The sequence below is a fragment of the Bacteroides sp. HF-4919 genome, from assembly GCF_018860125.1.
Genome location: NZ_JAHKNF010000001.1, coordinates 306001 through 331688, shown reverse-complemented (window position 1 = coordinate 331688; position 25688 = coordinate 306001). Strand labels below are relative to the sequence as shown.

18 protein-coding genes are annotated in these 25688 nt (G+C 43.6%); 6 read left to right on the top strand and 12 right to left on the bottom strand.

Annotated elements, in window-relative coordinates; translation table 11 throughout:
• Positions 1-20 precede the first annotated feature (20 nt).
• From KO473_RS01415 to wecB, 3 genes are all read right to left on the bottom strand, one after another.
• Positions 21-2615: a glycoside hydrolase family 2 TIM barrel-domain containing protein gene (locus KO473_RS01415; RefSeq protein ID WP_005819759.1), complete on the bottom strand. Its 2595-nt coding sequence runs from the start codon at positions 2613-2615 to the stop codon at positions 21-23.
• 39 nt (positions 2616-2654) lie between these two features.
• Positions 2655-5216 carry a DUF5686 and carboxypeptidase-like regulatory domain-containing protein gene (locus tag KO473_RS01410; protein WP_032541386.1) on the bottom strand — a complete coding sequence of 854 codons (2562 nt, stop codon included), beginning with the start codon at positions 5214-5216 and terminating at the stop codon, positions 2655-2657.
• Positions 5217-5329: 113 nt separating this feature from the next.
• Positions 5330-6415, bottom strand: coding sequence for a non-hydrolyzing UDP-N-acetylglucosamine 2-epimerase (gene wecB, locus KO473_RS01405; protein WP_181996045.1), 1086 nt, complete (start codon positions 6413-6415; stop codon positions 5330-5332).
• An 84-nt stretch (positions 6416-6499) separates the two neighbouring features.
• On the opposite strand from wecB, the gene KO473_RS01400 reads away from it, so the two are divergent.
• Positions 6500-7126 carry a trimeric intracellular cation channel family protein gene (locus KO473_RS01400; protein ID WP_005776695.1) on the top strand — a complete coding sequence of 209 codons (627 nt, stop codon included), beginning with the start codon at positions 6500-6502 and terminating at the stop codon, positions 7124-7126.
• A 13-nt stretch (positions 7127-7139) separates the two neighbouring features.
• Here the strand turns inward: KO473_RS01400 and KO473_RS01395 are convergent, their stop codons facing one another.
• The 3 genes from KO473_RS01395 to KO473_RS01385 form a co-directional block, all read right to left on the bottom strand.
• A complete protein-coding gene (locus KO473_RS01395) occupies positions 7140-7634 on the bottom strand; it encodes a DUF4251 domain-containing protein (RefSeq protein ID WP_122130533.1) in 495 nt (164 codons plus the stop codon).
• A gap of 261 nt (positions 7635-7895) precedes the next feature.
• Positions 7896-8864, bottom strand: coding sequence for a M48 family metallopeptidase (locus tag KO473_RS01390; protein ID WP_032531373.1), 969 nt, complete (start codon positions 8862-8864; stop codon positions 7896-7898).
• A 21-nt stretch (positions 8865-8885) separates the two neighbouring features.
• On the bottom strand, positions 8886-9446 hold the full coding sequence (locus tag KO473_RS01385; RefSeq protein ID WP_005808774.1) for a LemA family protein: 561 nt from the start codon (positions 9444-9446) through the stop codon (positions 8886-8888).
• A gap of 290 nt (positions 9447-9736) precedes the next feature.
• Here KO473_RS01385 and KO473_RS01380 point away from each other — a divergent pair, with 290 nt between their 5' ends.
• The 4 genes from KO473_RS01380 to KO473_RS01365 all read left to right on the top strand — a co-directional run bounded on the left by KO473_RS01380 (position 9737) and on the right by KO473_RS01365 (position 18435).
• A complete protein-coding gene (locus tag KO473_RS01380; protein ID WP_005776700.1) occupies positions 9737-10240 on the top strand; it encodes an RNA polymerase sigma factor in 504 nt (167 codons plus the stop codon).
• Positions 10241-10490: 250 nt separating this feature from the next.
• The gene (locus tag KO473_RS01375; RefSeq protein ID WP_122130532.1) at positions 10491-12266 is read left to right on the top strand and encodes an oxaloacetate decarboxylase; all 1776 of its coding nucleotides are present in this window, start codon (positions 10491-10493) and stop codon (positions 12264-12266) included.
• An 880-nt stretch (positions 12267-13146) separates the two neighbouring features.
• The gene (locus tag KO473_RS01370; RefSeq protein ID WP_005819770.1) at positions 13147-16524 is read left to right on the top strand and encodes a SusC/RagA family TonB-linked outer membrane protein; all 3378 of its coding nucleotides are present in this window, start codon (positions 13147-13149) and stop codon (positions 16522-16524) included.
• A 21-nt stretch (positions 16525-16545) separates the two neighbouring features.
• Entirely contained in the window at positions 16546-18435 is a 1890-nt protein-coding gene (locus tag KO473_RS01365; protein WP_005776705.1) for a SusD/RagB family nutrient-binding outer membrane lipoprotein, read from the top strand.
• Between the two features lie 176 nt (positions 18436-18611).
• Here the strand turns inward: KO473_RS01365 and mtgA are convergent, their stop codons facing one another.
• The 3 genes from mtgA to KO473_RS01350 all read right to left on the bottom strand — a co-directional run bounded on the left by mtgA (position 18612) and on the right by KO473_RS01350 (position 21659).
• On the bottom strand, positions 18612-19358 hold the full coding sequence (gene mtgA / locus KO473_RS01360) for a monofunctional biosynthetic peptidoglycan transglycosylase (RefSeq protein WP_005776707.1): 747 nt from the start codon (positions 19356-19358) through the stop codon (positions 18612-18614).
• Positions 19359-19486: 128 nt separating this feature from the next.
• Positions 19487-20161 (bottom strand): OmpA family protein, encoded by a 675-nt coding sequence (locus KO473_RS01355; RefSeq protein WP_005776708.1) that lies wholly within the window; start codon positions 20159-20161, stop codon positions 19487-19489.
• 154 nt (positions 20162-20315) lie between these two features.
• Positions 20316-21659 (bottom strand): MATE family efflux transporter, encoded by a 1344-nt coding sequence (locus tag KO473_RS01350; RefSeq protein ID WP_005776709.1) that lies wholly within the window; start codon positions 21657-21659, stop codon positions 20316-20318.
• Between the two features lie 98 nt (positions 21660-21757).
• On the opposite strand from KO473_RS01350, the gene KO473_RS01345 reads away from it, so the two are divergent.
• A complete protein-coding gene (locus tag KO473_RS01345) occupies positions 21758-22657 on the top strand; it encodes a DMT family transporter (RefSeq protein ID WP_005776710.1) in 900 nt (299 codons plus the stop codon).
• A 13-nt stretch (positions 22658-22670) separates the two neighbouring features.
• Here the strand turns inward: KO473_RS01345 and KO473_RS01340 are convergent, their stop codons facing one another.
• From KO473_RS01340 to KO473_RS01330, 3 genes are read right to left on the bottom strand one after another with little or no spacing between them, the layout of a single operon-like run.
• Positions 22671-24230: a carboxypeptidase-like regulatory domain-containing protein gene (locus KO473_RS01340; RefSeq protein ID WP_122130531.1), complete on the bottom strand. Its 1560-nt coding sequence runs from the start codon at positions 24228-24230 to the stop codon at positions 22671-22673.
• A gap of 26 nt (positions 24231-24256) precedes the next feature.
• Positions 24257-25102, bottom strand: coding sequence for a FecR family protein (locus KO473_RS01335; protein ID WP_005819777.1), 846 nt, complete (start codon positions 25100-25102; stop codon positions 24257-24259).
• Complete coding sequence (locus KO473_RS01330; RefSeq protein ID WP_005808756.1) at positions 25099-25650, bottom strand: RNA polymerase sigma-70 factor; 552 nt, start codon at positions 25648-25650, stop codon at positions 25099-25101. Before KO473_RS01330 ends, KO473_RS01335 begins: the two co-directional genes overlap by 4 nt.
• Positions 25651-25688: the final 38 nt, after the last annotated feature.

Here is a 25688-nt window from a genome sequence, read left to right as displayed (position 1 = left end):
ATTTGTAATGAATCTGTTTATTAGTCGATCACCGTCCCCATCACCTGTACATCTGTGATAGCGGCTTTTTCTCCGATGAAACTGATACGTATGAAACGTCCCTGTATACCCGGAACAACCTGGATCATCCGAATGTTCTCGTTTTGTTTATAGTTGGTCTGATCCGGAATAAGTGTCCAGTGTTCTCTATCCATCGATGCCTCCACTTTGTATTGGTAATGGTCCGTATCCGGAAATGCGATTCGGATGTGGCGTATGGACAAACCTTTCTCTGTGTCCAATGTCCAGGAGCGTTCCGGGTCGTTGCCGGCAGCTTGCCAATAGGTGGCTCCATCTCCATCGGCAGCAAATGCGGACGAGTGTCCGTCGGCCGATGAACTGCAGAAGGTCGGATTATTGGGCCCGAAGGTTTGCAGGTTATCTGTTTTATCCTGAACCTCAAAACGTGTATAAGGTCGGTCTTTCACTTTACAGGCTTCGGTATAGGGAGTGCTTCCGATGAACCGGAGTGTGATCTCGGCAGGCTCGAGCCCCGGCGAGGTAGCCCGTATCACGGTTTCTCCGGCATAGTATGACCGGAATTCAATCGCGGCTTTTCCATCGAGAATACGGATATCACTCTCTTTTTCAAATAGGATCGAGGTACCGGTAGGAAACTCTCCCGGACCGGATATGATGTTGAGGCTGACTGCCGGAGAATTGTTGACCGGTTTACCGTCTGCATCCAGAATGGTTACCGACAACATAACGTCATCTGTCCCGTCTGTCTTTATCTGGTTCGTTTGATCGGCTGTCAGGGCAATGCGTGCAGGTGTTCCTGCCTCTGGCCACTTCGGCGGAGCAATCCCTTTGTAGGCATTGCGGTACCAATACCAGGCACGTTTGGGAATCCGGAAATAATCGATAATTCCCATTTTCCCAAGAGCACTTCCGGCTATACTCCCGTGGTCGAATGCGCACCAGATGGCTTGTCCGCTACGCCAGGCAAAGCCATTTTGCGCATTATTCTTTGCCAAGTCTCCCCAGCCCGGATCGTACTCTCCCGGACGGTCGGCTGTCGTGCTGCCATACTCTGAAACTACCGTCGGTATGCCCGGTTGCTGAAACTCGGGGATGTAGCTACCGTCACCGTTATATCCGGCTATATCACCCAACTTGTCAATTCGTTTCTCTCCCAACGGACGTTGAGCACCGCCAATGGCCGCCGGACGGGTTGGATCGAGTTGCTTGGAGAGTTTGACGGTTTCTGACAGTAACTTGCGCATCGGGTCGATCGTTTCGGGTGCGGTAAAGAACGGTTCGTTACTCATACTCCATACAACAATAGAAGGATGGTTGCGGTGGATGCGGATCAATTCTTTCAGTTGGGCTTTTACACTGCTCTCAAATCCTGCCCTGTCTGCTTCATTTACGGGATATGCACTTGCGTTCCAGTAGCCATCTCCTTTGTGACCTCCGATTCCCCAAAATGCATTCTCTGCCCAGAATAGCATACCTATTTCATCGCATGCTTGTGAGAAAGCCGGTGAATGGGGGTAATGCGAACCTCGTATCAGGTTGAAGCCGGCTTCTTTTACCAGACGGATATCTCTTCGCATACCGGTTTCGGTCACGGCATCTCCCCATCCGGCATGATCCTGATGAACATTGGCTCCCTTAAAATAATAATGTTCCCCGTTCAGGAAGAATCCCCGGTCCGGTGTCCATTCAAACCAGCGGAATCCGAAAGACGTTTCATAGCGGTCTATCAATTTTTCTCCGTGGTAAAGCGAGCTGACCACCTTGTAAAGTGCAGGATGATCGGGATGCCACAGCTCCGGTGCCTGAATCTCGCGGGTTTGCTGCTCAAATGTGTAGGTTGCGTTGTCCGGCAATGATTGTGATGTAGAAACAGAAGCCGCTTCTTTGCCTCGGGGATCGATAACAGTGGTCAGAAGTCGGTAAGTTTCTGTTTTTCCGGAACGATTGCATACATCTGTCCGTATGTGGACGCTCCCTGACTTTCCCTTTTTTTCTCCTAAGTCCGGTGTGGTGACCAATGTGCCATACCAATCGATATAGGTCGGTTCTTTGATCACTAAACGTACGTTCCTGTAAATGCCTCCGCTGAATACATGTTCGCCTGCACGTGGAGCGAGGTCAGGTCGCCAGCAGTTGTTAACCCGAACCGCTATCTGGTTTTTTCCTTCTTTCAGATAGTTCGATATATCAATGGAAAATCCGGTATATCCTCCTTGGTGGGTTCCTGCCCGATGTCCGTTCACAAAAACTTCTGCTTCCTGAAATACACCGTCGAATTCAAGAAAGCTCCTTTTGCCAAGCACTTCTTTCTTTATCGGAAAGGCTTTGCGGTACCATCCGTAACCTACATAAAAATCTTTCGACATGAAGTATGGAGTACTGAAAGAGTGGGGAAGTCCCGTCCTTTCCCAGTCGGAGTCGTCAAAATCCGGTCGGGAAGCACTCTTGAAGTCTCCCCGGCAATATTTCCATTCCCGGTTGAAGTTGATGGTTTGTCGTGGGGAATCCGCCCGGCAAACATGGATTGCACTGCTTAACATAAGAAAAACCAACCATAGCTTCATGCCATTGCAGGTGTGTACTGTGAAATTCATCGTATTGAGGTTTTATAGTGTGAATGATAGATAGGCGGATCAGAATACTACCTGAATCATAAACCGGATACCTTGTTTGTTGATTCCCGGGTGGTTCAGGTAAGTCAGACGGCGTACGTATTCGATATGCAACAATTTAAAGATGTTGTAAATGCCCACACTGGCTTCCAGGTAAGGTACTTTCGGATCCATCACATAGCTGGTGTAGCTGCCGTCCCGTTGCGGGAAATCAAACAGTTCCGGATTATTGCTCTTAAACGGGTTATTTTTATCTGTCAGGTTGCCGTATAGAGCGCGGAAACGGAATACTTCTCTCCACTTCAGTTTCTTAATCAGCGGGATGCGGTTGAAAAGTTTACCATTCATGTCATATGTGAGTGCCAGCGATGCATAACGGTCGTTGAGGAACTCCATATTATTGATCAGGTTGAACGTTTCTTTCTGTGTGATATACGATAGGTTGGCGGCTGGCAAAATAAGTAATGGGAACGGAACGGTATTCCATTGTGCACCTCCTTTTAAGGTAACATCTACTTTACCCCAGGACGAGAGCCAGAAGCGCTTCCAGATACTTGCCTCCGTCAGGTTGAAATTATATTCTCCTCCTAAAACACCTTTAAATCCGGTAGTGTGGGAGAGGGTGAAGATGGGAGCATCCAGCGATACCGGACGACGGCGTTGCTTTGTATTGACGAAGGTCTCGCCCGGCGCATAACGTAAGGTCAGCCCCAATTCGGCGGTAGTTATATCGGGTACGATGGTTTTGGCAGCATCATTGCGGATGTATTGCAACTTGCCTGCCGGAGTATCTTCCCGGTGTCGCGCCATGGCCGCAACCGAGAAACCCGATAAAGTCTCCATTTCATATCTCAGTGTGGCGTCCCGTACGTATGACATCTGGTCGACGGTCGTGGTTTTCCACGCTACGAATACGTTATCCTTATCCGTGTCGAGGAACTTATCCATTGGCGACATGACGTCGTAGCGGTAGGAGGCCGAGATGTAATGCTTCGGGAATTCCCAGGGGAAGAATTCACATTTGCGGAAAGAGTAGGTCACATTACCTTCATATTTCCATTTTTTATCTTTGAGTCCGTACGCTCCGTATCCATTGAAGAACCAGTGGGGATTCAGCTTGGCGGTAGTCATGCCGCTGAGACGGAAACGGGTACCATCCACATAATTGCTCGATATCATGGTGTTGATCGGTCCGAAGTCAAACTTACTCGGATGTTCTTTGGTCCCGGTTTCCACATAGTTTTCTATCAACGCTTTTGCTCCGAATATCACATATTTGAATCCGGGTATTTGTTCCAGCCGGTTCATGAAAAGATCCATGCTGCTCTCGGTCTTTGTTAGAGGCACCTGGCGTACTCCGGCCCAATACTCGTCACTTTTGGTCAGCATGTCCGCCTCTTTGATCACACTTCCTTTCAAACGGAAAAGTCGTGGCTCGATGGGGTCGAAGACATAATTGCTATATTTGGTTGTTCGTTTTACCTGGATGCCCTGAATAGCTTTCATGACTAAAAGATCCACAGTCATATCGTCGTCTGTCAGCACCCAGTTGCCATTGGGAAGCTGTTCATATTGTTGTACGACGTCCAGATTTTCTACAAAGTTTACTCCTGTCTTTTTAGGCAGATTCATGGTGCACTTTTTCACTGCATAGGTAGAGTCGTCCAGTACATACAGGTGTCCGGTGAATCCGAAGTCCTGAGAGTTCTGTGGGACGAAGGTGAGATGCACGCATTTATCTTTATCCACCATCACAGTGTCCATCAGGTAGAATTTATAGAAAGAGATGGCTCCGCTTCCGATTGGGCTTACGAAACGGCGTTGCAACAGGCGGATATCATCATCATAGATATTGATATCGGCAAATACATCATTGAGGATAGTACCCAGCATATCACCTGTTGAGAAGAATTCTTCCACGCCATTGGAGTTCATACCTTCGATTATGGTCTTTTTGCTTTCCGGGTCCTTCCGGTAAATGGTTTTGGAAGACGTTTCCTGCACCGAAATAGGCAGAATCAGTTTGTTGGTTTCAGGCGAAACCTCAACCTGGTCTTTGAGGAAAGAAAACTTTTTATAGATTCCTTTTTCAAGGCTTTCGGGTGTCACGTCATTGAGTGACATCTTCATCTTCTGATACTTGTTGTACTGATAATAGTCGTTGGTTTCCAGCTTCTGAGCTTTCTTGTGGTCGATGACCTTTCGCATGAACTCCACAGCGGGATTGTTTTTCCGGGAATACTTTTCTTTTTTAGGTTTTATCACCACCTCGTCCAGCGTGACATCATCTGGTGAGAGCACCACATTCAGTTCTTTGGCACCTGCCGGAATTTTCACTTTCTTGGTGATATACCCCACTGCAGAGAAGGTCAGTTCGTTCCAACCTTTGCGGGTTTCTACCTGATATTCTCCGTTAGCATTGGATATACCGCCTACGCCTTTTCCTTCATAGAAAACGGAAATGTACATTAGCGGCTCATGTGAAATAGAATCAGTGATTACTCCCTTCAACTGTGCAAAAGCCTGTGGTGCAGAGAGGATAAGGAAGACTACTATTAATAGTTTAGAATATTGTTGTTTCATACACACTTCATCTCATCGTGAGACTGCAAAGGTAATAAATTCCTTTTGATTGAACGGACTATATAACCTTTTTTGTGTATCTTTTGAGTCCTGTAAGGAGGGGGAATCCGGCATTATTCCCCCAATAATATTTGTACAATTCGTTCTGCGGTCCGTCCGTCCCAGCGTTCGGGCAGGGTGCCTTGTTTCCATTCTCCGTTCATCAGTTTATCCATACTGGCAACCAATGCTGCCGGATCTTCACCAACCAGTTCGTTGGTGCCTGTGCGCCAGGTTTCCGGATGCTCGGCATAGGTGTTGAGGGTGATGCAGGGAATTCCCAGGAAGGTCGCTTCTTCCGCCACATTGCCTGAATCTGTTATAATGGCTTTTGCCTGGTTCATCAGATACCCGAAAGAGAGATAGCTTTGTGTGGGCATGATGTGCAGGTTAGGAGCTGTGATGTCGAGAGTTTTGATCGCATTGCGTACATAAGTGTGCAGTGGTGCCACAATCGGCATGCCGTTTGCCTTTTCAAGTAAGGTCTCTATCAATTTCCGCAGATTTTCTTTGTTGTTCAGCAGCACATGGCGGTTGAGGGTCAGCAGGATGTACTCATGCTCTTTCAGTCCCAGGACAGAGAACCATATTGGCTTTATCAGGCGGTTGCGGTTATACCGTATTGTATCGATCAGGATGTTGCCTACATAGTAGACTGTTTCATTTTCTGTTCCTGTCTGATTCAGGTTGCGATTGGCCACCATGCCGGCTGTGAACAGATAGTCGGAAAGTCCGTCTGTTATCATACGATTGACTTCTTTGGGCATGGACATATCGAACGAACGGGTGCCGGCTACGAGATGTGCCACTTTTATATTTTGTTTTTTGGCTACGATCGCACAACTCATAGTTGCAGTGAGGTCATCGACTACCAGAACTACGTGCGTAGGGTTTTCCGTCAGTTCACGTTCAAAGGCGATCATTATTCCCGCAGTAAGTTCTGTAGGGTTATTGCCGTTTACGCCCAGATAGGCATCGGGAGCTTTCATATGCAGATCTGCAAATAAGGATGCATCCAGACTGGTGTCATTCTCTATCCCTGTGTAAACCAGGCGATAAGAAATGCGTTTACCTTGTGCCTTAGCGGCATCGATAGCCCGGGTGATAGGGGCGATTTTCATAAAGTTAGGGCGAGCCCCGGCAACAATCGTTATCTTCATCTTCGTATTCTTACAATTTTCAAGGAACAAATGTACACTTTCTTGCGGAATTATTTGTTTCTTTGCACACAAAAAACTTGATATATGCCAACAATCTTTCAGATTCCGACCTTTATCCAGATTCTGGAGTTTATCGGGACATTTGCTTTTGCCATTAGTGGCATTCGTCTTGCATCTGCCAAACAGTTTGACTGGTTTGGTGCTTATGTAGCCGGTGTGGCTGTTGCCATTGGCGGTGGTACTATACGTGACGTATTGCTGGACGTTACTCCGTTCTGGATGACGAATCCCATTTATCTTATCTGTTCGGCGCTGGCCCTTCTGTGGGTTATCTTTTTCCGGAAGCATCTGATTCATATGCACAACACGTTTTTTATCTTCGATAGCATTGGGCTTGCATTATTTACGGTAGTTGGTATCAGCAAAACGATCGATTTGGGCTATGCCTTTTGGGTGGCCATCATTATGGGAACAATGACCGGAGCGGCCGGTGGCGTAATCCGCGATGTGTTTATCAACGAGATTCCGTTGATTTTCCGTAAAGAGATTTATGCCATGGCATGCGTTATTGGCGGAGTCATTTATTGGGGACTCGACCGTCTGGGTGTTGATGCTGCTTTAACACAGGTCATCAGTGGCTGTTGCATTTTTGTGGTACGCGCATTGGCTGTGAAATATCAGATCTGTTTGCCTATCCTGAAAGGGGAGTAGACTTATACTAATTTTATTCCGGCAGTATCAGATCACCGGAGAAGCTGATCGATTCACGATTCTGCATATCGACATCTATGCTGGACGAACCATTGGAATAGATAGTGATTCTAAACTTGAACTGATCTTCGGAGTTTCTGGCGGTGAAGTTTATCTTTGCTGCTCCGCGTTTGCCCATGACCATATTATATTTGTCAATCGGAGCCTTGAACATCAGTCCTTGCCCTCCTCCATAGGGAATAGAATAAGCACGCCCGAAATAGGGTAGTTGTGAAAAGACCGAATCGTTTCGAACTATAACGGAATAAACTGAGGTCAATGGAATCATATGCCCTCGGCGTGGGTATGCTGTAGATACGTCAATCCGGTAGTTTTCCGATTCGATTAGCTCTTTTACTGTTTGTTCTTTTTGCTCTTTCTTTTCTTTCCGGCTTTGGGCCTGAAGCGGGCAAACTCCTGTTCCGATGATGAGCAACATCAGAAGGATGATACATTTGCTTGTTTTCATATCAATGGTTGTTTTTCGGATGTTTACATAAAGATAACGGTCGGAAAAGATAAAATGTATAAAGCAGACAAATGATTTAATATTATTTCGTGTTTACCGGATGGGATTTCACAAAGAATAAAAAAGGAGGGCATGTCAAAACTTACCACAGATTGCACGGATTAACACAGAATGAATTTTAAATCGTCGTTTACATAATGCTTAATCTGTGTAACCTGTGGCGAAGAAGACTTTTGAGTCTATATGGGGAGGATATTTCTGTTAGAACTGTTCCAGAATGGCAATTCGTTTTTCGATTGGCGGATGGGTGGCGAAGAGCCCGCTTAGCCCGCTCAATGCGCTTTTAGCCTGTTTGCCAGGATGTTGTATGAATAACTGCGCTACATCTTCGCGCTCCACAGCTTCTATATCGGGATCTGCAGATATCTTTCTTAAAGCACTGGCCAGAGCCAATGGGTTCTTTGTCATTTCTGCTGCTCCTGCATCGGCCATGTATTCACGTTTGCGGGAGATGGCAAAGCGCATCAGCGTGGCAAAGAAATAGCCGATGGCAGCTACAATCATGGCTAAAACCAAGATGAGGATGGCACCATTGTTTTTATCATTCCGGCTGCGTGTCCACGAAGAGTAATAAACGGAGCGCAGTGCTATTTGTGCCAACATCGAAAAGATGCCTACGAATACAATGGAGATAATCAGCAGTCGGACATCGTGATTACGGATATGTGTCAGCTCGTGTGCAATGACCCCTTCAAGTTCTTCGTCATTGAGTTTCTCGATGATTCCTTTTGATAAGGTGACCGTATAAGTACGTTCGTTAATTCCGCTGGCATACGCATTGAGTGAATTGTCATCGATTATGTTGATTTTAGGCATTTTCATCCCTTGCGACATACAGAGATTCTCCACTAAATTGTAGATGCGTTTATTCTCTTTACGTTCCAATGGTCGTGCCCCTGTAGCTGCTTTGATAATACTGGAATTGGCAAAGTAGGCAATAATAAACCAGACCAGAACGCCTCCTATAATATAAGGAATCAGGTTAATAAACATTTGATTGGTCATTGCCAATGTGTCGTATTGCCCGTAATCATCTGTCACGGTAAAAGTGATGAGCAGGTAGCTGAACAAATAAGTCAGTACTGCCACCAGGCAAGGGAAAAGGAACAGTAAGATGCCGGAACGTAGGTTATTCCGGCTCTGTTGTGTCTGTATTCCGACGTATTGCATGTGTATATACTTTCCTGGGGATTAGAATTTGATTTTCGGGGCTTCTTCCAGATTGGCACGTTGTTCAGTACCCAAATCGAACATCATTTCTTTATGAAAGCCGAACATGTTGGCTATCAAGTTAGAAGGGAATGTCTGTACTGCATTGTTCAGTTCTTTGGTAGCTGAGTTAAAGTAGCGGCGTACGGCAGCCAGTTTATTTTCTACGTCCGAAATCTCTTCCTGCAACTGGAGGAAGTTTTGGTTGGCCTTTAAATCGGGGTAAGCTTCCAAGGTGATTTTCAATCCCGCGAGGGCGGAACTAAGTTGATTCTCTGCTGTAATCTTTTCATCGATTGTTCGGGCACTGACAGCTCCGTTGCGAGCCTGAATGACGCGTTCAAGTGTATCCTTTTCGTGAGATGCATATCCTTTTACTGTATCTACCAATTGTGGGATAAGGTCGTGACGTTGCTTTAACTGTACATCGATGTCGGCAAATGCATTTTCACGGTTGTTTCTCAGTTTTACCAGCGAGTTGTACATGGAAGCAATGATAATGGCGAGGATGACTACAATCCCCAAAATGATAAGTAAGTTCATAATTCTTTTGATTCTTAGCGTTGTTAAACTTGATCCAAAGGTATGTGATTCAGTCTCTATTTACAAAAAGCGCATAATAAAAAACATTAATTATCAAACAAACCTCTCGAAGTGTATTGAATCCTTCCTAAAATAACACCCAAAAACTGTCAAATAGCACCCAAAAACTATCATTTGATAGTTTTTACCCCAAAGATTGGTGAAATTTACCCTACTGAAATCTAAAATAAGCCTTAAACTTGCATCATCGAGAAAGAAACGAAATATTAACCGCTTAAAAACCGCAACGTATGAAAAGTTTAAGTTTTAGAAAAGACCTGATAGGAGTACAAGAAGAGTTACTCCGTTTTGCTTATAAACTCACAGCCAATCGCGAAGAAGCCAATGACCTGTTACAAGAAACTTCATTGAAAGCATTAGATAATGAAGATAAATTTATGCCGGATACTAATTTTAAAGGCTGGATGTATACAATCATGCGCAACATCTTTATTAATAATTACCGCAAAGTTGTGCGTGACCAAACTTATGTAGACCAAACCGACAACCTCTTCCATCTGAATCTCCCGCAAGACTCCGGATTTGAAAGTACCGAAGGAGCCTATGACTTGAAAGAAATGCACCGTGTAGTAAATGCGTTGCCTAAAGAATATAAAGTACCGTTTTCAATGCATGTTTCCGGATTTAAATATCGTGAAATAGCTGAAAAATTAGAATTGCCACTCGGTACGGTTAAGAGCCGGATCTTTTTTACCCGGCAGAGACTGCAACAGGAATTGAAGGACTTTGTTTAATTAGGTATTATTTATGAAATAAAAAGATTGATTTTAGGTAGTGATTTAGTGTAGATTTTTAGTTGTTTAAAAGAAGGAGTAAGTGAGGGACCCCCTCCTTGCTCCTTTATTTTTGTGACAATATGATATATAACATGTCTTTTATAAGAACTTTTTGGGAGTGTAATTTGTCTTTATGTCAAATATCTCAGTATATTTGTAATATAACAAGTTAACCTAATGAATGTGAAATCACTTATAACTTACGGCAATGAAAAAGGAAATTAAATTCAGTCTCGTATATCGGGACATGTGGCAGTCGTCCGGTAAATACCAACCCCGTGTAGACCAGTTAGTGCGAATTGCCCCTTTGATTATTGAGATGGGATGTTTTGCTCGTGTGGAAACCAATGGCGGAGCTTTCGAACAGGTCAATCTGCTCTATGGTGAAAATCCGAACAAAGCAGTACGGGCTTTCACCAAACCCTTCAATGATGCCGGAATACAGACCCATATGCTTGATCGAGGGCTGAATGGTTTACGAATGTATCCTGTTCCTGCCGATGTTCGTCGGTTGATGTATAAAGTCAAGCATGCTCAAGGGGTAGATATAACCCGTATTTTTTGTGGATTAAATGAAGTGAGGAATATTATTCCTTCCATACACTATGCGCTTGAGGGAGGGATGATTCCGCAAGCAACTTTATGTATCACCTTTTCACCGGTTCATACGGTGGAATATTATACGGCTATTGCTGATAAGCTGATTGAGGCCGGTGCTCCCGAAATCTGTCTGAAGGATATGGCGGGCGTCGGGCGTCCGGCCATGTTAGGACAATTGACTAAAGCCATTAAGGAACGCCATCCCGAAGTGCTGATTCAATATCACGGTCATAGCGGACCAGGGCTGTCGATGGCCTCCATTCTTGAAGTTTGTGAGAATGGCGCCGACATCATTGATGTAGCTATGGAACCCATGTCTTGGGGAAAAGTTCATCCGGATGTGATTTCTGTACAGGCCATGCTGAAAGATGCCGGTTTTCGTGTACCTGAAATTAATATGAAAGCCTATATGAAGGCGCGTGCCATGACACAGGAGTTCATTGATGATTTCCTTGGTTACTTTATGGATCCGACCAACAAACATATGTCTTCCCTATTGTTGAAATGTGGCTTGCCAGGAGGAATGATGGGGTCTATGATGGCCGATTTGAAGGGTGTGCATGCCGGTATCAATATGATATTAAAGAGTAATAATCAGCCTGAGCTCAGCATTGACGATCTGCTTGTGATGTTGTTCGACGAAGTGGAATACGTATGGCCTAAGTTAGGCTATCCTCCACTGGTAACTCCATTCAGCCAGTATGTGAAAAATGTGGCATTAATGAATGTAATGGCACGTGTGAAAGGTGAGGAACGCTGGAGCATGATAGACAATAATACCTGGGGGATGATTTTGGGTAAAAGCGGCCGTTTACCCGGCCCGTTGGATCCGGAAATTGTAGCATTGGCCAAAGAGAAGGGGTACGAATTTACAGATGAAGATCCGCAGAAGAACTATCCCGACCAGCTTGATGAATATCGTAAAGAGATGCAGGAGAATGGTTGGGAGTTCGGGCCCGATGATGAAGAACTGTTTGAACTGGCCATGCATGACAGGCAGTATCGTGATTATAAATCGGGAGTAGCCAAGAAGAGGTTTGAGGAAGACCTGCAACGTGCCAAGGATGCGGCATTGGCCAAACAAGGTTTCTCCGAAGAAGATGTGAAAAGGATGAAGCGTGCCAAGGCAGAGCCAATCACTGCGATGGAAAAGGGTAGGATTATCTGGGAAATAGATGTTGAATCGCCTTCCATGCCTCCTGAAGTGGGGCATAAATATGAACCGGATGATGTATTTTGCTATATTGCTACTCCATGGAACACTTATGATAGAGTATTGGCTAATTTTAGTGGACGTATCATCGAGGTATGTGCCAAGCAAGGTGCTTTGGTCAATAAAGGTGATGCTTTGGCTTATGTAGAAAGATGTGAAGAACCGGCATAACGTTTTAAAAGTTGTATTGTTATAGAGTGGATAAAGGCCGTTTCCGGTGTAAACCGGAGCGGTCTTTGTTTTTTAGTGCCATTCCGAAACCCAGCCTCTCTTCTTCCTGAAGCCCGGCTGTCCGGTGTTCTTATCCCGACGCTTCGATGTCCGGAGCCCGGCACTCCGTTAGCTGAATCCCGGCTGTCCGGAAGGTCGGTCCCGGCCGTCCGATCTTTAGGTGATTCGTTTCCCGTCTTATTTGCTTTTCTTTTTATTTCGACTACTACCGTAGTTATTATATAAGGCTTGGGTTGTATATGACATTTGTAATATCTTGTTTCGGTAGAAATCTACCGGCTCTTTTTCGTAGATAGTAAATAAATATTGGGTTTATATTCAGAAAAAGATAAGAATTAGTTTTCGATTTTCTAAATCTGGATGGAACTTTTACTTGTAAATAGTGATCAAACTTCGTATATATAGTTAATTTGAGAAATGACACATATCTTTCAAATCCCTTTGGAATGGATATATAAACGGATCAACTAAGTTCTCTTAGAACTTGGTTATTCTTGAAAAATGTAAATTATATACAATATTAAATACTTTATTACGCTGTAATTTTACATTTGTCAATCAGATTTAGTTGTATATTTTAAAATAAGGAGTTGCCAATCTTATTTTGCGGAGTAAAGATAGATATAAAGTATCAAAATACAATAAATATACTATAATATTTTTAAATGCTAATTTCTACTTTTTTTTCTTCGCCATTCACCACCTTTCAGAATCCCTTTAAAAGTTACTGTAGCGTTTTTTAAGACTGAGTTCTAAGAGAACTATAACTATTATTATAACCTAAATTAACACATATTGTTTAACTAAAAAAGAAAAATGAATGAATAACTCGAAAATTATCAATGTAAAATTGATGAAAAAGGTGTTAGTACTTGTTCTATCTTTTTTGTCTGTTACTGCTTTTGCGCAGAATATAACAGTAAAAGGAATTGTAAAAGATGGAACCGGTGAACCTATTATCGGAGGGAGTGTACTTGTCAAAGGCTCATCGATCGGTACAGTGACTGACATTGATGGCAATTACACTTTATCTAATGTTCCTGCAGACGGAGTCCTGGAGTTTTCTTACATCGGCATGAAGAAACAGGATGTAAAAGTAAGCGGTAAAACTGTTATTAATGTTGTGCTTCAAGAAGATACCCAGATACTGGATGAAGTTGTGGTGACGGCTTTAGGGTTGAAGCGTGAACAGAAAGCTTTAGGGTATGCAGTGACCGAGGTCAAAGGCGATGACCTGAAAGCTGCCAATACGATTTCTCCGGTAGCCGCCTTACAAGGAAAAGTTGCAGGTGTCGAGATTCGTCAGTCAGACGGAGGTATGTTCGGAGCAACGAAGATTCAGATTCGCGGTGCTTCTACTTTGAAAGGAAACAATCAGCCGATTTATGTGATTGATGGAGTTATTCTTGATAACTCGACTTCAGGAAATACCACAATGGACTGGGATGCCGGAAACAATAATGCCAATGACTATGGTAATGAACTGAAGAACCTTAATCCGGATGACTTTGAGACAGTTTCGGTCCTGAAAGGTGCTGCTGCGACTGCCCTTTACGGTTCACGTGGCCTAAACGGAGCTGTGGTGATTACCACCAAATCGGGAAAAGGCTTCAAAGGCTTCGGAGTTTCTGTATCACAAACATTTGGTATTGATCATGCTTACCGGACACCGGATATCCAGACTGAATATGGGGTGGGGTTGATGCCTGGCTGGAAAGACACGGACAACAATGGTTCTGTATGGGATCCTTTTCAGTTCAAACTCGATGATAAAGGAGACCGGACACTAATAGGCGCAGGCAGTTATGGATGGGGACCTAAATACGATGGTCAGCCGATCCGCAACTATGATGGTACCTGGACCAATTATTCGCCCCATAAAAACAACATGCTGGATTTGTATCAATTGGGGCTGAACTCCAATACGAATGTGGCTATTCGCGGTGGCAATGATAAAACATCGTATTACACTTCTCTTTCTTATAAGAAAGCAAGATCTACCAGCGAAAAGAATACATTCGAGCGTTATTCGTTTTTATTGAAAGGTTCGCATAAAATCAGTGATCGGGTGGAAGTTTCGGCTGCTATGAGTTTCACCAACTCAAATCCGAAGAATTCTCCGCGAACAGTAGGAGAACGTTTCGTCAATCCGAACGGCACCATTATGACTCCGATGCTGGATGTGAATTATTTCCGTGATAAATATCTGGGTGAGCATGGTGGACTGGCATCTACAAGCTATGGTGATAAATATGGTTCTGTTCCTGGACGTGATCTGTTTTTCATGATTGACAAATACGATTATTCCCAGAAAGAGACTGTGGTTCGTCCCCAAATGGAAGTGAATGTGCAGATTCTGGATTGGCTGAGATTTAAAGCCGATGCCAATATGAATTACTATTACACTAAGTTTGAAGAAAAACAACTGGGTAGTGGATATGCAAATGAAGGCGGTAAGTATACTATGGGGCAAACCACAAAAGAGCAGGCTACCTTTGGCGGAACATTTACTGTCAATAAGCAGATACAAGATTTTAGCGTAGGTGGTTTCGCACGATATGAATACTATACAAGTCGTTCGGAAGCATATAAAGTATATACAGATGGCGGTATGGTAGTACCGGGACAATGGTTTGTCGACAACTCAAAGAACCCTAAAAAGTCGGAAGCGAGCATTTCAAATACAAAGAGAATGATGTCTGCTGTCTTTGCTTTGAATCTGGGATGGAAAAATCAGGTTTATTTAGATGTAACAGGACGTAATGACTGGTCGTCTTCTCTGGTATATCAAAACGGGATGGGTACATATTCTTACTTCTACCCGTCAGTATCCGGTTCATGGCTGCTCAATGAAACATTCGATTTGCCGCATTGGATTACATTTGCCAAAGTACGCGGATCGTGGGCACAGGTCGGTAACGATACCGATCCCTATTATGTGAACTCGGTATATGGCTTTGAAACTAAAGAAATGTATGATGGCAATATCTATGTGAACACTCTCGATAAGACAATGAAGAGTTTGAAGCTGAAACCGGAGCGTAAGAATGCCTGGGAAGTTGGTTTGGATTTACGTTTGTTTGACAGCCGTTTGAACTTTGACTTTACTTATTATAAAGAAAATACGAGAGACCAGATCATGTCGATTGAAGTTCCTGCTATTTCGGGTGTGAACACTCAGTTGATAAATGCTGGTAATATTCAGAATAAAGGTATTGAAATTGCTGTAAACGCCACTCCGTACAAAAATAAAGACTGGCAGTGGGATGTCGCAATGACATATACAAAGAATAAAAATACTATTATCTCATTACATGAAAATGTGGCAGACTACATTGCATTGAGCGGCTATGCTAATGATTACGATTACCATATCGGTTCGGTTGCCAAAGTAGGCGGCGACTACGGATTATTGATGTCCGACATTCTTCCGGCTAAAAATGAAAAAGGAGAAACATTGTTGGAGTGGGATGACAGTTGGCGGGGAGCTTACGAAGCACGTAGCGGAAAAGTACAGGAAGTGGGTAAAATGACTCCCGACTTTTTGGGCTCTTTATCTACTACTCTGTCCTGGAAAAATTTGAGTCTGCATATTGCTACTGACATGCGTTTTGGAGGATTGGTAGCTTCTTACTCTAACTTGTATGGTACACAGGCCGGATGGATCAAGAGTTCTTTAAAATGGCGTGATCCTGAACATGGTGGTTTGTCTTGGACCAGCCAGTATGGTGACAGTAAAGGAATCTCTTATAGTGATGGTGTTATCCCCGACGGAGTATTTAAGAATGGTACGTTCGCAACACTTGTAGACGGAACGAAAATGGATGTAAGCGGTATGTCCTACAAACAGTTGGTGGCAGAAGGGAAATTGGAACCCACACATGCCGGAACTTATCATGTAAACCGTGCGGCCTGGGGACAGAATACGATATTCGACACTTGGGTACACGAGTTGAACTATATTGCTTTGCGCGAGATCACCTTATCGTATCGCTTCCCGAAATCAGTGGCAAGTAAGTTTGGTGCCCAGGGATTGGGATTGAGCTTCTCTGCGCGTAATCTGGGATACCTGTACAACTCGTTGCCTAACCATCTGAATCCTGAAAGTGTTCGTGGTAATACGGCTTCTGAGTTCCGTATCCGTGGCTATGAACCTTACACGGCTAATTATATGATGACTATTAATGTCGATTTCTAAACCTTTAATGTGATATTTAGTATGAAACAAATGATGAAAAAATATCTATATATGGCAGCTGTGGCTGTTGTAGGTACAGGATTCCTGATGTCGTCTTGTAAAGACGAATTTGCCGGACAGAATACCAATCCCTCCACAGTCTCAAAACCGAACGTACGCTATTTATTTACTCAATGCGCCATGAGTTTTCAGCCGGCCGATTATCTTCAGTGGTTTGCCGGTTTCGATGCAATGTCTACCTGGGTGCAGGCAACTGCCTCAGGAGGTGGAAACTCCAGCAAATTGAATATGGTAACTCAGACCGGCTGTGGCTATCAGGTCAACGAGGTGCTTCGTTATACGAATGAAATAAAGCATCAGATCAGTCTGATGTCGGATGATGAAAAAGCAAAATACGAATATATTGCTTATTTATGTAATCCGATGCTGGTGTACTTGGGACTTGAAGACTCGGATATGTATGGATCCCGTCAATATTCAGAGGCAGAAATGGCCCGTTATGGTGGGACTCTGACTCCGAAATACGATACACAGGAAGAGTTGTTCGAACTCTGGCTGAAACAGCTTGACGAGACAATTAACTATCTGAAGGAGAATAATCCGCAAGACGTGCTTGGCGCGCAGGATTTTATTTATAGAGGAAAACTTGATAAATGGGCTAAATTGGCAAACTCATTGAAACTCAGAATTGCTGCACGCCTGGTTAATAAAGACAAGGCTCGTGCGATTGCCATCGTGAATGAGGCTGCCCAGAATCCGGCCGGTCTTATTTTAACTCTCGATGATGATTTTGTTTTCAATAAAGGTAAAAGAGACAATAACTGGAACAATGATATTTCCGTTGGTGCGGGAACTAAGCAGTTAATCGATTTTATGGTGAGCAATCGTGACCCTCGTTTGTTTTACTTTTTCCAGAAGAACGATTACAACTCTAATGTAGTTCAAGGTTTCTTTGATCAAAAAAGAGCTTTACCGTCTTATGTAGAAGCCAATGTGAACTATACGGTCGATGCGGACGGAAAGAAACACTTTGAGAGTTGGAAAGCTCCCGGAGAGCCTTGGGTACGCTATTATGGAGTTCCTTGTCAGGTAGATATCAATAAAAAGGAAGAGTACAAAGACTATTTCGACCCCAACAACGAGTTGTTCTATTTGCTGAGCAAAGACGGTGCGAAAAAGACCTATACTCCGATTGCCTACCGGAATACCGAAAATATTAAAGGTCTGTTGATTTACACATTCCCCGATGTTCCCGATGTAGCTCCCGTACAAGATAAGGAAGAATACGGCTGGTACGGACTGTACTTCTCTGCAGGTGAAACCAACCTCCTGCTGGCGGAATTCAAATTGCTGGGTGCCAATCTGCCGATGACCGCACAACAGTATTTGAGTGCAGGTGTCGAGATGTCTGTTCGTGGTTATGATTTTGTTTCCTCCAAGAATCATATTCCTTATTATGATAAAACCTACACAGGCGATGTACACGATAAGACAATCAGCCTGAAAGAAGGCATGATTGATGAAATGCTGTCACATGATGCATACCATCTGACAGGTGATTTGAGTAAAGACCTTGAGAAAGTTTATATTCAGCAATATATTCACTATCTGATGCTTCCGATGGATATGTTTGTTACTGCTCGCCGTTCGGGAGTACCGATGAAGAATAGTACCTTGTTACCATATCAGGACTTCGATCCGTTATTGGGCGACCAGTACGTAATTCCACGACGCTTCCCGGTAAGTAAACCTCTTGATTCTGATTTGCTCCGTGACATTACGATTGCAGCTTATCAAGCACAGGGATATACGTATGAGGGCGAAATGAGTAATTCGCCTGTAACGTTGAGCAAAGAACGTGTTTGGTATGATAAAGAGGCACCGGCTTTTGGTACGGGACCTCAACAGTAATTTCCTGTTTCACATAAATCTGAGGCTGCTTCTATTCACAGAGGCAGCCTTCTTTATTATTCTTATATTATTTTATTTTAAGGAGTTTTTTCTCCGTATACATGATCTGAGACTTTTGAGCTATTATTGAACAATGTTTCTGTGATCAAATTAATCGTCTTTTTATTTTAAAGTTGTTATTTTTTCTTTTTCTTATTTTGAGGGCTTTTCGTATCTTTTCCTTGCTCTTTTTTCTTATCGGCAGAAGGGAATTTCGGAACCAGATTCATCAGACGCAGAATTTGCCCCTGACGTCGTTTGATATAAGGTGAAGGGCGTGCCGAATCAAATCGTATTGGGTTGGGTAAAGTAGCTGCAATTAGGGCACATTGTCCCCTGGTGAGTTTGGCTGCTGTAGTTTTGAACTTATATTTAGCTGTTGCCTGTGCGCCATAAATGCCTTTACCCATTTCGATGGAGTTTAGGTAGACTTCCATAATCCGTTCTTTCGACCAGCATCTTTCGATCAGGAACGTAAAATATACTTCGAATCCTTTTCTTATCCATGAAGATTGAGGCCAAAGAAAAACGTTTTTTGCAGTTTGCTGGCTGATGGTACTGGCGCCCCGTTTCTTTTTCCGGGTTTCGTTTTCTTTCATCGCTTTCTTGATTTCTATCATATCGAATCCGTTGTGTGAAGCGAAGCGATTGTCTTCGGAAGCAATCACAGCCATTGGCAGGCTGGGAGAGATTTTATTAAATGGTACCCATGTATGTTTGCATATCACTTTTTCTCCGGAAGTGAGTTGCTGAACAGAACGGATAATCATTAACGGAGTGACATATACCGGTACGAATCGATAGAAAATGACTGCGCCGATCGAGGAGATAAAAAAGAAGAGGATCAGGTTACGCAGAATGCGAAAGGGTTTCCGGAGTTTCATTGTGTGTGGTATTGTTGGTTCGGTATACGAATGTGCCAATGTACCGATTTTATATATCCTCCATCATTCAGGATTAATCAGTATATTGGCACATGGCATAAAACACCTATGGGTGCGTTATGAAATTATTATTTACCAGCCTCAGCGTTTTTAATCATTTGCTCACTGGCGTACATGAATATTTCTACACGACGGTTTTGTTCAGGTGTTTCAGCTTCGTTGTACTGCGAATAGCCTACACCTTCTACCTTTTTGAATTGATAAGGTTTAACACCACAAGACTGAAGGTAATTTTCTACTGCATATGCACGGTTGGAAGATACTTTTTGATTCGCTTCATAAGTACCTACTTTGTCTGTATGACCGATAATGGCTACGTCGACTGTTGGATCTTCTTTCAGAATATTGGCAAATTCAGCTAAAGATTGTTTGGATGCTGCGCTCAGTGCGGAAGAATTGAATGCAAAAAGTATTCCTGACGGGAAAGTTACTTTTACAGCAGCCAGTCCGTTGTTATCAGTAACCTGTTCCACTTGCGCATCTTTAATTTTTGCAGCTTCGGCAGCTTTTTTGTCCATTTTACGACCAATCAACACACCTGCTCCGGCACCTACGGCAGTACCTACTGCCGCACCTATGGCTGCACCTTTTCCTTTACCGGCAATACCACCGATGATAGCTCCCAAAGCAGCTCCCGAACCACCTCCGATGACACCGCCTTTAGCTGTATTGTTCATGCTTCCACAACTTCCGAAAACGAGGGCCATGCTCAGAAACAAAGCCATAAATTTAATCTTCTTCATAATTAAGCTCTTTTTATATAGTTAATAATTAAATGGATACCTCCATTTTATAAAAACATGGCAAATATACAGATTATTTGGTTAGCCTGTCATTTGCCTTGTAAGAAAAACAAGAAGGTATATACTTTTGTTGCCTGAGTTGAACAATTTCTTTTCAGACTACGGGGCGTGACAGTACTTTTCGTTTAATCAGAGCAAACCACCCTGCCAATATCAGTCCTTTAGCAACTGTAGTGACGCACACGGCCCACCAAATGCCTTCTACACCCATGCCCATACGGACAAACAGAATAGCGAGTGGAATACGCATATAGTTACATGTAATACTGATGATGGCAGGCGGAATTGTTCGTCCGATGCCATAGAATACTCCTTGTGTCGTGATTTCAAGCATCATGAAGAGCTGTGAATAGCCATCGATACGGAGAAAAATACCACCGGCCTCATAGGCAGCCTGCTCGGGGACAAAAAGTGCAAATACTTCGTTCCCGAAAAAGACGAATAGTAAGGTACAAAGGGTACCGAAAACCGAAGTCATCAACAAAGTCGTATGCCATGACTTTATTACGCGGTCCGTTCGTCCGGCTGCATAATTTTGGGCGATAAAAGCACTTAGGGCTGTGGAGAATCCCTGCGATGTATTCCAGGTAATGGCTTCTATTTGTCCTCCGGTCGTAAAAGTCATCAGTCCGATGTGCCCTCCTTGTTCGGATGCAGTACGGCAAAGGAACATGTTGACGAAAGCAAACAGAGTATTGAGAGTAGCTACCGGTAGCCCCAGTTTCAGGATGCGATGGGTGTATTTCTTTTTTAGCCGCGTGAAAAACGGGAACCGTTCCAACAAAGCATCTCTGCAACGTAATTGGTAGATGAAAATGCCGAATACTGCTGCCTGTGAAATCCAGGTAGCATAGGCCGCTCCGTTGGTACCCAATCCGAAACCGAAAATGAAAAGTGGGTCGAGGATAATATTAAGTAATAATCCGGTGCCACTGATATAGAATGGGATTTTGCTTCTTCCAGCCGCATTATAAATACCGGTGAAGGCCGCCGAAAGAAATATGAAAGGCAGTCCGGTAGAAATGATGCGCAGATAAGCAATTGCATTTTCGGTGATGTGTGCTTCCAGCTCGTAAATGCCGATGATGGGACGGGCGAATAGAAAGAGCAGTCCGCCCCAGCAGAGTGAAATAACAAGTGCAATGGTAATGTTGTGCGAAGCAAAACAACGGGCATCTTCGTAATTTTGTGCACCTATGGATTGTCCGACACTAACCTCAGAACCTACTTTATTCAATAGAGAAATGGAACCGGACATCCATGTAAGAATGCCTACTGAGCCTACGGCAGCGACGGCTTCACTTCCGAGGCGTCCTACCCAGGCCATATCTGTCAGGCTATATGCCATCTGGATAAAGGAGGTTGCCATAATGGGCATGGCCAGGTTGAACAGTTGTCTGTTGATAGGACCTTGAGTCAGATTCTTGATTCCTTGCATAATGGTATTTTTGTGGAAAATGAATGGCAAAGATACGATTTTCTTCCGTCTGCAATCCTTATCTTTGCGGAGAAAATTTTATAGCAAATCGGGCAAATATGAAAACAACTTTAAAAACGGCCGGATGGTATCACGTGATGGCGGCGGTGACGGTAATGATATGGGGAACTACGTTTGTTTCTACCAAGGTCCTGATAAAATATGGTCTGTCGCCTGTCGATATTCTGTTCTACCGTTTTTTATTGGCATATATCTGTATCTGGTTTTTCTCTCCCCGTGTGTTACGGGCCAAAAGTTGGCAGGACGAACTGCGGTTTGTGGGGCTTGGATTGTGTGGAGGCTCACTCTATTTTGTTGCCGAAAACACTGCGTTGGGGATGACGCTTGCTTCAAATGTATCACTCATTATCTGTACAACTCCTGTCTTAACAGCGCTGCTGGCTCCTTTCTTTTATAAAGGTGACAAATTGAAGGCCCGTTTGGTAGGTGGCTCTTTGATAGCACTCATTGGAGTGGGACTGGTTGTGTTCAATGGCAGTTTCATTCTGCAGCTTAGTCCGGTTGGCGATATTCTGACTCTGGCGGCAGCATTGATGTGGGCTTTCTATTGTTTACTTCTCAGGCGGATGAATACTCATTATCCAACGTTGTTCATAACACGGAAGGTTTTCTTTTATGGTCTGCTGACCCTTTTACCTCTCTTTTTTGTCTCTCCTTTGCAGATGGATACACATATTCTTTTCCAACCGGTCGTTGTTTTAAACCTGCTTTTTCTGGGAGTGATTGCTTCGATGCTGTGCTACATTATGTGGAATACGGCAGTGAAACAATTGGGAGTGGTTTGCACTACCAGTTATATTTACGTTGTTCCGCTTATTACCTTACTGACTTCTGCTATCGTGATTGACGAGACAATCACGATAGTTGCTCTATTGGGATCGGCATTGATTTTAAGTGGAGTCTATATTGCCGAACGAGGAGTAGGCAAGAAAAAGTAGATCTGTATGGTCTTCAGTTTTCGGTCTCTTCTATTTTTGAAGAAATTTTCTCGATGGCTTCACTTAACTTTTTTTCGGGAGGAATTATATTGAAATCCTCCCAAAAATCTTTGTCGTATACAAATGGAGTTTCTGCAAAAATGGTATGTGTAGCCAGTCGGTCACTGTAAGCGAAACGGCTGACATTGCCCGTTTCTATCTTACAAGTGACCATTTCAAACCAAGTATGCAGGTTTGTATTGCTGAGCCATTTGTTCCTTTGTTTTATCTTGAAGTGTAAGTCTCCACGGACATGGTGGATGTAATACGTTTGATTCCAGGGCTTATAAGATACCGTATAGACTACCTTTTGTGGAATAATCCGGATATTGCGGCTTCTTTTTTCTACCAGCATGTTGGCGGCTTTGTGTATATACCGGGGAATCAATTCGAATTGTGCGCGTAGCAAGGCACCATCTTCAGTATCGATATAGAGTTCTCCACAATAGTATGGGGTCTTGATGCCCGGATGTTGTTTGAAGTAGATCACGTTGGCAAGCCGGTTATCGATTACGGCAAGATCGCTGGAAGTATAAACGTATACACACTCTTTGGAGTCCGGAAGTAGGAAATTGGGCAGACTCTTGATTAGATCCAATTCGATACAGGCGTGGATACCCGATTTCATTTTAGCAATTAAAGTGTCTTTTACGGCTTGGTTGGTGATGCGTCGCATTTTCAGTAACTTCACCTGATCAGCCTTCTCCGGATCGTCCGAAGGAGCTTTGTATATCTTGAAGATTCCTTCTGTCAGACTGACAAACCGATTCTTTTGTTCGATTCCTTCTCTGTAAAAAGAAGTCAGGTAGACAGGATTTTGTGAGTAATTCTTTTTTCGCAATTTGAGCATTTCTCTCAACAGGCGTACCGGGTTGACAATACGTACGATAACCTCCTGCAAAGGAATTACTTTGGGTTCTAATGCAAAAGTACCGCTTCGTCCGGCAAGGAGGGAAGCGTCCGTCGTTTGTGGCACATAGCCCAGATGTGAAAAGTGAATCCGCCTGTTTTGGAGAGAGTCGGGCAGATTAAGTCTGAAACTTCCATTTTGATTGCTAACGCTGCCGATAGAGGTTCCCTGCACACTTACGGTAGCATAGGGAATCGGTTCTCTGGAAAGTTGGTCTATTAATATTCCCTCAAGGGTGAAAAAGAATGTGTTGTCTTTGTGCGAGCTTGCTTCCCGTTCAGTTGTTGCTATGGTTTCCGGTTGGTTGATAATAATGTGCTTATCCACAGAGCGGAGTTGAAGACTGTCGCTGCCGATGATGTCATAAATGGCCTGACGTACGGTTCGTTTTCCGCCTTTTAATTTTATCTTACGTTCATTGTCAATCAGTTTGCTGTCATAGATAAACAGATATCCTGTCTCTTCTGTTATTTTGGCCAAAGATTGATAGACTGTTGCTTCAGTTCTTGGAAGCCGGATGATGCGGTCGAAGATACCGGAGCCGTCTGCTTTCACCCGAACTGCCATAAACAATAGCAGACAAGTGAATAAATATTGCAGGGAGAGACTTTTCAAAGTTTTCATTTCTTTTTCTTCTTTAAGTTCCGGAGCTACTTAGTAAGAGTGATTACATTATGCTTACGTGTACACTTCAGGTTCAGTGCCATGCTAATTAATTCGGCCATTTTTTCAGGGGAGTCATCCGAAAAAGAAACTGTCAGCAAATGTTCGTCCAATTCCGGGGAACTCTCTAAATGGATTTCTGACTGGCGTAGATTAATGGCATGCAGGATATTGTCCAGCCGTTCGTCTTTAAAGCACATCTTTTGCATATAACGGGCAAACTGTTTGGAATCTTTGGTTGCAGTCAGGTGCCATTTATTCTGTAATAAAGTGGCAGTTTCTCCTGCTTTGACGTGTATTTCTTGTCCGTTCTGTTTTTGAGTGACTTTTACTTCGCCTCGCTGGACGGATAACTCAAATGGAGAATTACCACTGTTTTTTACATGGAAGGCTGTACCTATCACCTCAATCTGTACTTTTCCGGTTTCAATGAAGAAAGGACGTGCACGATTGCCCGCTACATCAAAAAGGGCATTCCCTTTTAGGCTTACCTCTCTTCTTTTTTCAGAAAAGTGTTTAGGATATTGCAATGAGGTTTGTCCGGAAAGATAGACTACAGAACCATCTTCAAGAGTGGTGACCAGTATGTTCTCTTCTTTATTGGCCTTGACCAGTAACTCACCGGTAGATGATTGGCTGTCGGTTCGTAATGTTATGGGCAGATAGATACATAGGAATATGATTGCTGCAATCGATATTGTGCTGATCCATACAACCGGACGTATGGCGGAGCTGTGCCCCTCGGCAGGTAGCAGCCCATCTGTCTCCAGGCGATTATATAACTTGTTCCACGCTCGGTCTGTTTTGATCTTGTTTTTTTCTATTCGATTCATGATGTCTGAATATAGTTCTCAATTTCTTTTCGTAATGTTTGGAGTGCCCGGGTCATTTCTTTCTCCACAGTCTTCACCGATAGTGAGAGGAGGGAAGCTATCTCAGAGTACTTCTTTCCTTCTGTATGGTGCAGGCGAAAGATCTGGAAACGGCGCTCCGGTAATTTTTTAAGGGTTTTGTCTATCAGCTGTTGCAGTTCTTTGTATTCAATCTGTTCCTGTGGATCGGCTGAAGCCACATTTTCCGGAATAGATAGAACCGCATCCTGATAGCGTTTTCTTACGTCTTGGTGTTCGCAGTACTGGATGGAACGGTTGCGTACAGACCGATAGAGATAACTCTTGATAGAATGAAAGATTTCAAGTTTCTCACGGTCTTTCCAGAGTACATAGAACAATTCTTCAACAATTTCTTCTGCTACGTCTGTTTCTCCCGTTATGCTGGCGGCGTACAGGCAAAGCGGAGTATAATATTGGCGGAATAATGTTTCAAACGCCTTTATATTTCCTTCTTTTATTTGAGTGAGTACGAATACGTCGTTCAGCATATCGGGGTGTGTTGGGAGTTAGAATTCGTCAAAGATAC

What these genes read in the sequence shown, in the direction of transcription:
- KO473_RS01415 (WP_005819759.1), bottom strand. Translation starts at nt 2,615, where the DNA reads ATGAATTTCACAGTACACACCTGCAATGGCATGAAGCTATGGTTGGTT.
- KO473_RS01410 (WP_032541386.1), bottom strand. Translation starts at nt 5,216, where the DNA reads ATGAAACAACAATATTCTAAACTATTAATAGTAGTCTTCCTTATCCTC.
- wecB (WP_181996045.1), bottom strand. Translation starts at nt 6,415, where the DNA reads ATGAAGATAACGATTGTTGCCGGGGCTCGCCCTAACTTTATGAAAATC.
- KO473_RS01400 (WP_005776695.1), top strand. Translation starts at nt 6,500, where the DNA reads ATGCCAACAATCTTTCAGATTCCGACCTTTATCCAGATTCTGGAGTTT.
- KO473_RS01395 (WP_122130533.1), bottom strand. Translation starts at nt 7,634, where the DNA reads ATGAAAACAAGCAAATGTATCATCCTTCTGATGTTGCTCATCATCGGA.
- KO473_RS01390 (WP_032531373.1), bottom strand. Translation starts at nt 8,864, where the DNA reads ATGCAATACGTCGGAATACAGACACAACAGAGCCGGAATAACCTACGT.
- KO473_RS01385 (WP_005808774.1), bottom strand. Translation starts at nt 9,446, where the DNA reads ATGAACTTACTTATCATTTTGGGGATTGTAGTCATCCTCGCCATTATC.
- KO473_RS01380 (WP_005776700.1), top strand. Translation starts at nt 9,737, where the DNA reads ATGAAAAGTTTAAGTTTTAGAAAAGACCTGATAGGAGTACAAGAAGAG.
- KO473_RS01375 (WP_122130532.1), top strand. Translation starts at nt 10,491, where the DNA reads ATGAAAAAGGAAATTAAATTCAGTCTCGTATATCGGGACATGTGGCAG.
- KO473_RS01370 (WP_005819770.1), top strand. Translation starts at nt 13,147, where the DNA reads ATGAATAACTCGAAAATTATCAATGTAAAATTGATGAAAAAGGTGTTA.
- KO473_RS01365 (WP_005776705.1), top strand. Translation starts at nt 16,546, where the DNA reads ATGAAACAAATGATGAAAAAATATCTATATATGGCAGCTGTGGCTGTT.
- mtgA (WP_005776707.1), bottom strand. Translation starts at nt 19,358, where the DNA reads ATGAAACTCCGGAAACCCTTTCGCATTCTGCGTAACCTGATCCTCTTC.
- KO473_RS01355 (WP_005776708.1), bottom strand. Translation starts at nt 20,161, where the DNA reads ATGAAGAAGATTAAATTTATGGCTTTGTTTCTGAGCATGGCCCTCGTT.
- KO473_RS01350 (WP_005776709.1), bottom strand. Translation starts at nt 21,659, where the DNA reads ATGCAAGGAATCAAGAATCTGACTCAAGGTCCTATCAACAGACAACTG.
- KO473_RS01345 (WP_005776710.1), top strand. Translation starts at nt 21,758, where the DNA reads ATGAAAACAACTTTAAAAACGGCCGGATGGTATCACGTGATGGCGGCG.
- KO473_RS01340 (WP_122130531.1), bottom strand. Translation starts at nt 24,230, where the DNA reads ATGAAAACTTTGAAAAGTCTCTCCCTGCAATATTTATTCACTTGTCTG.
- KO473_RS01335 (WP_005819777.1), bottom strand. Translation starts at nt 25,102, where the DNA reads ATGAATCGAATAGAAAAAAACAAGATCAAAACAGACCGAGCGTGGAAC.
- KO473_RS01330 (WP_005808756.1), bottom strand. Translation starts at nt 25,650, where the DNA reads ATGCTGAACGACGTATTCGTACTCACTCAAATAAAAGAAGGAAATATA.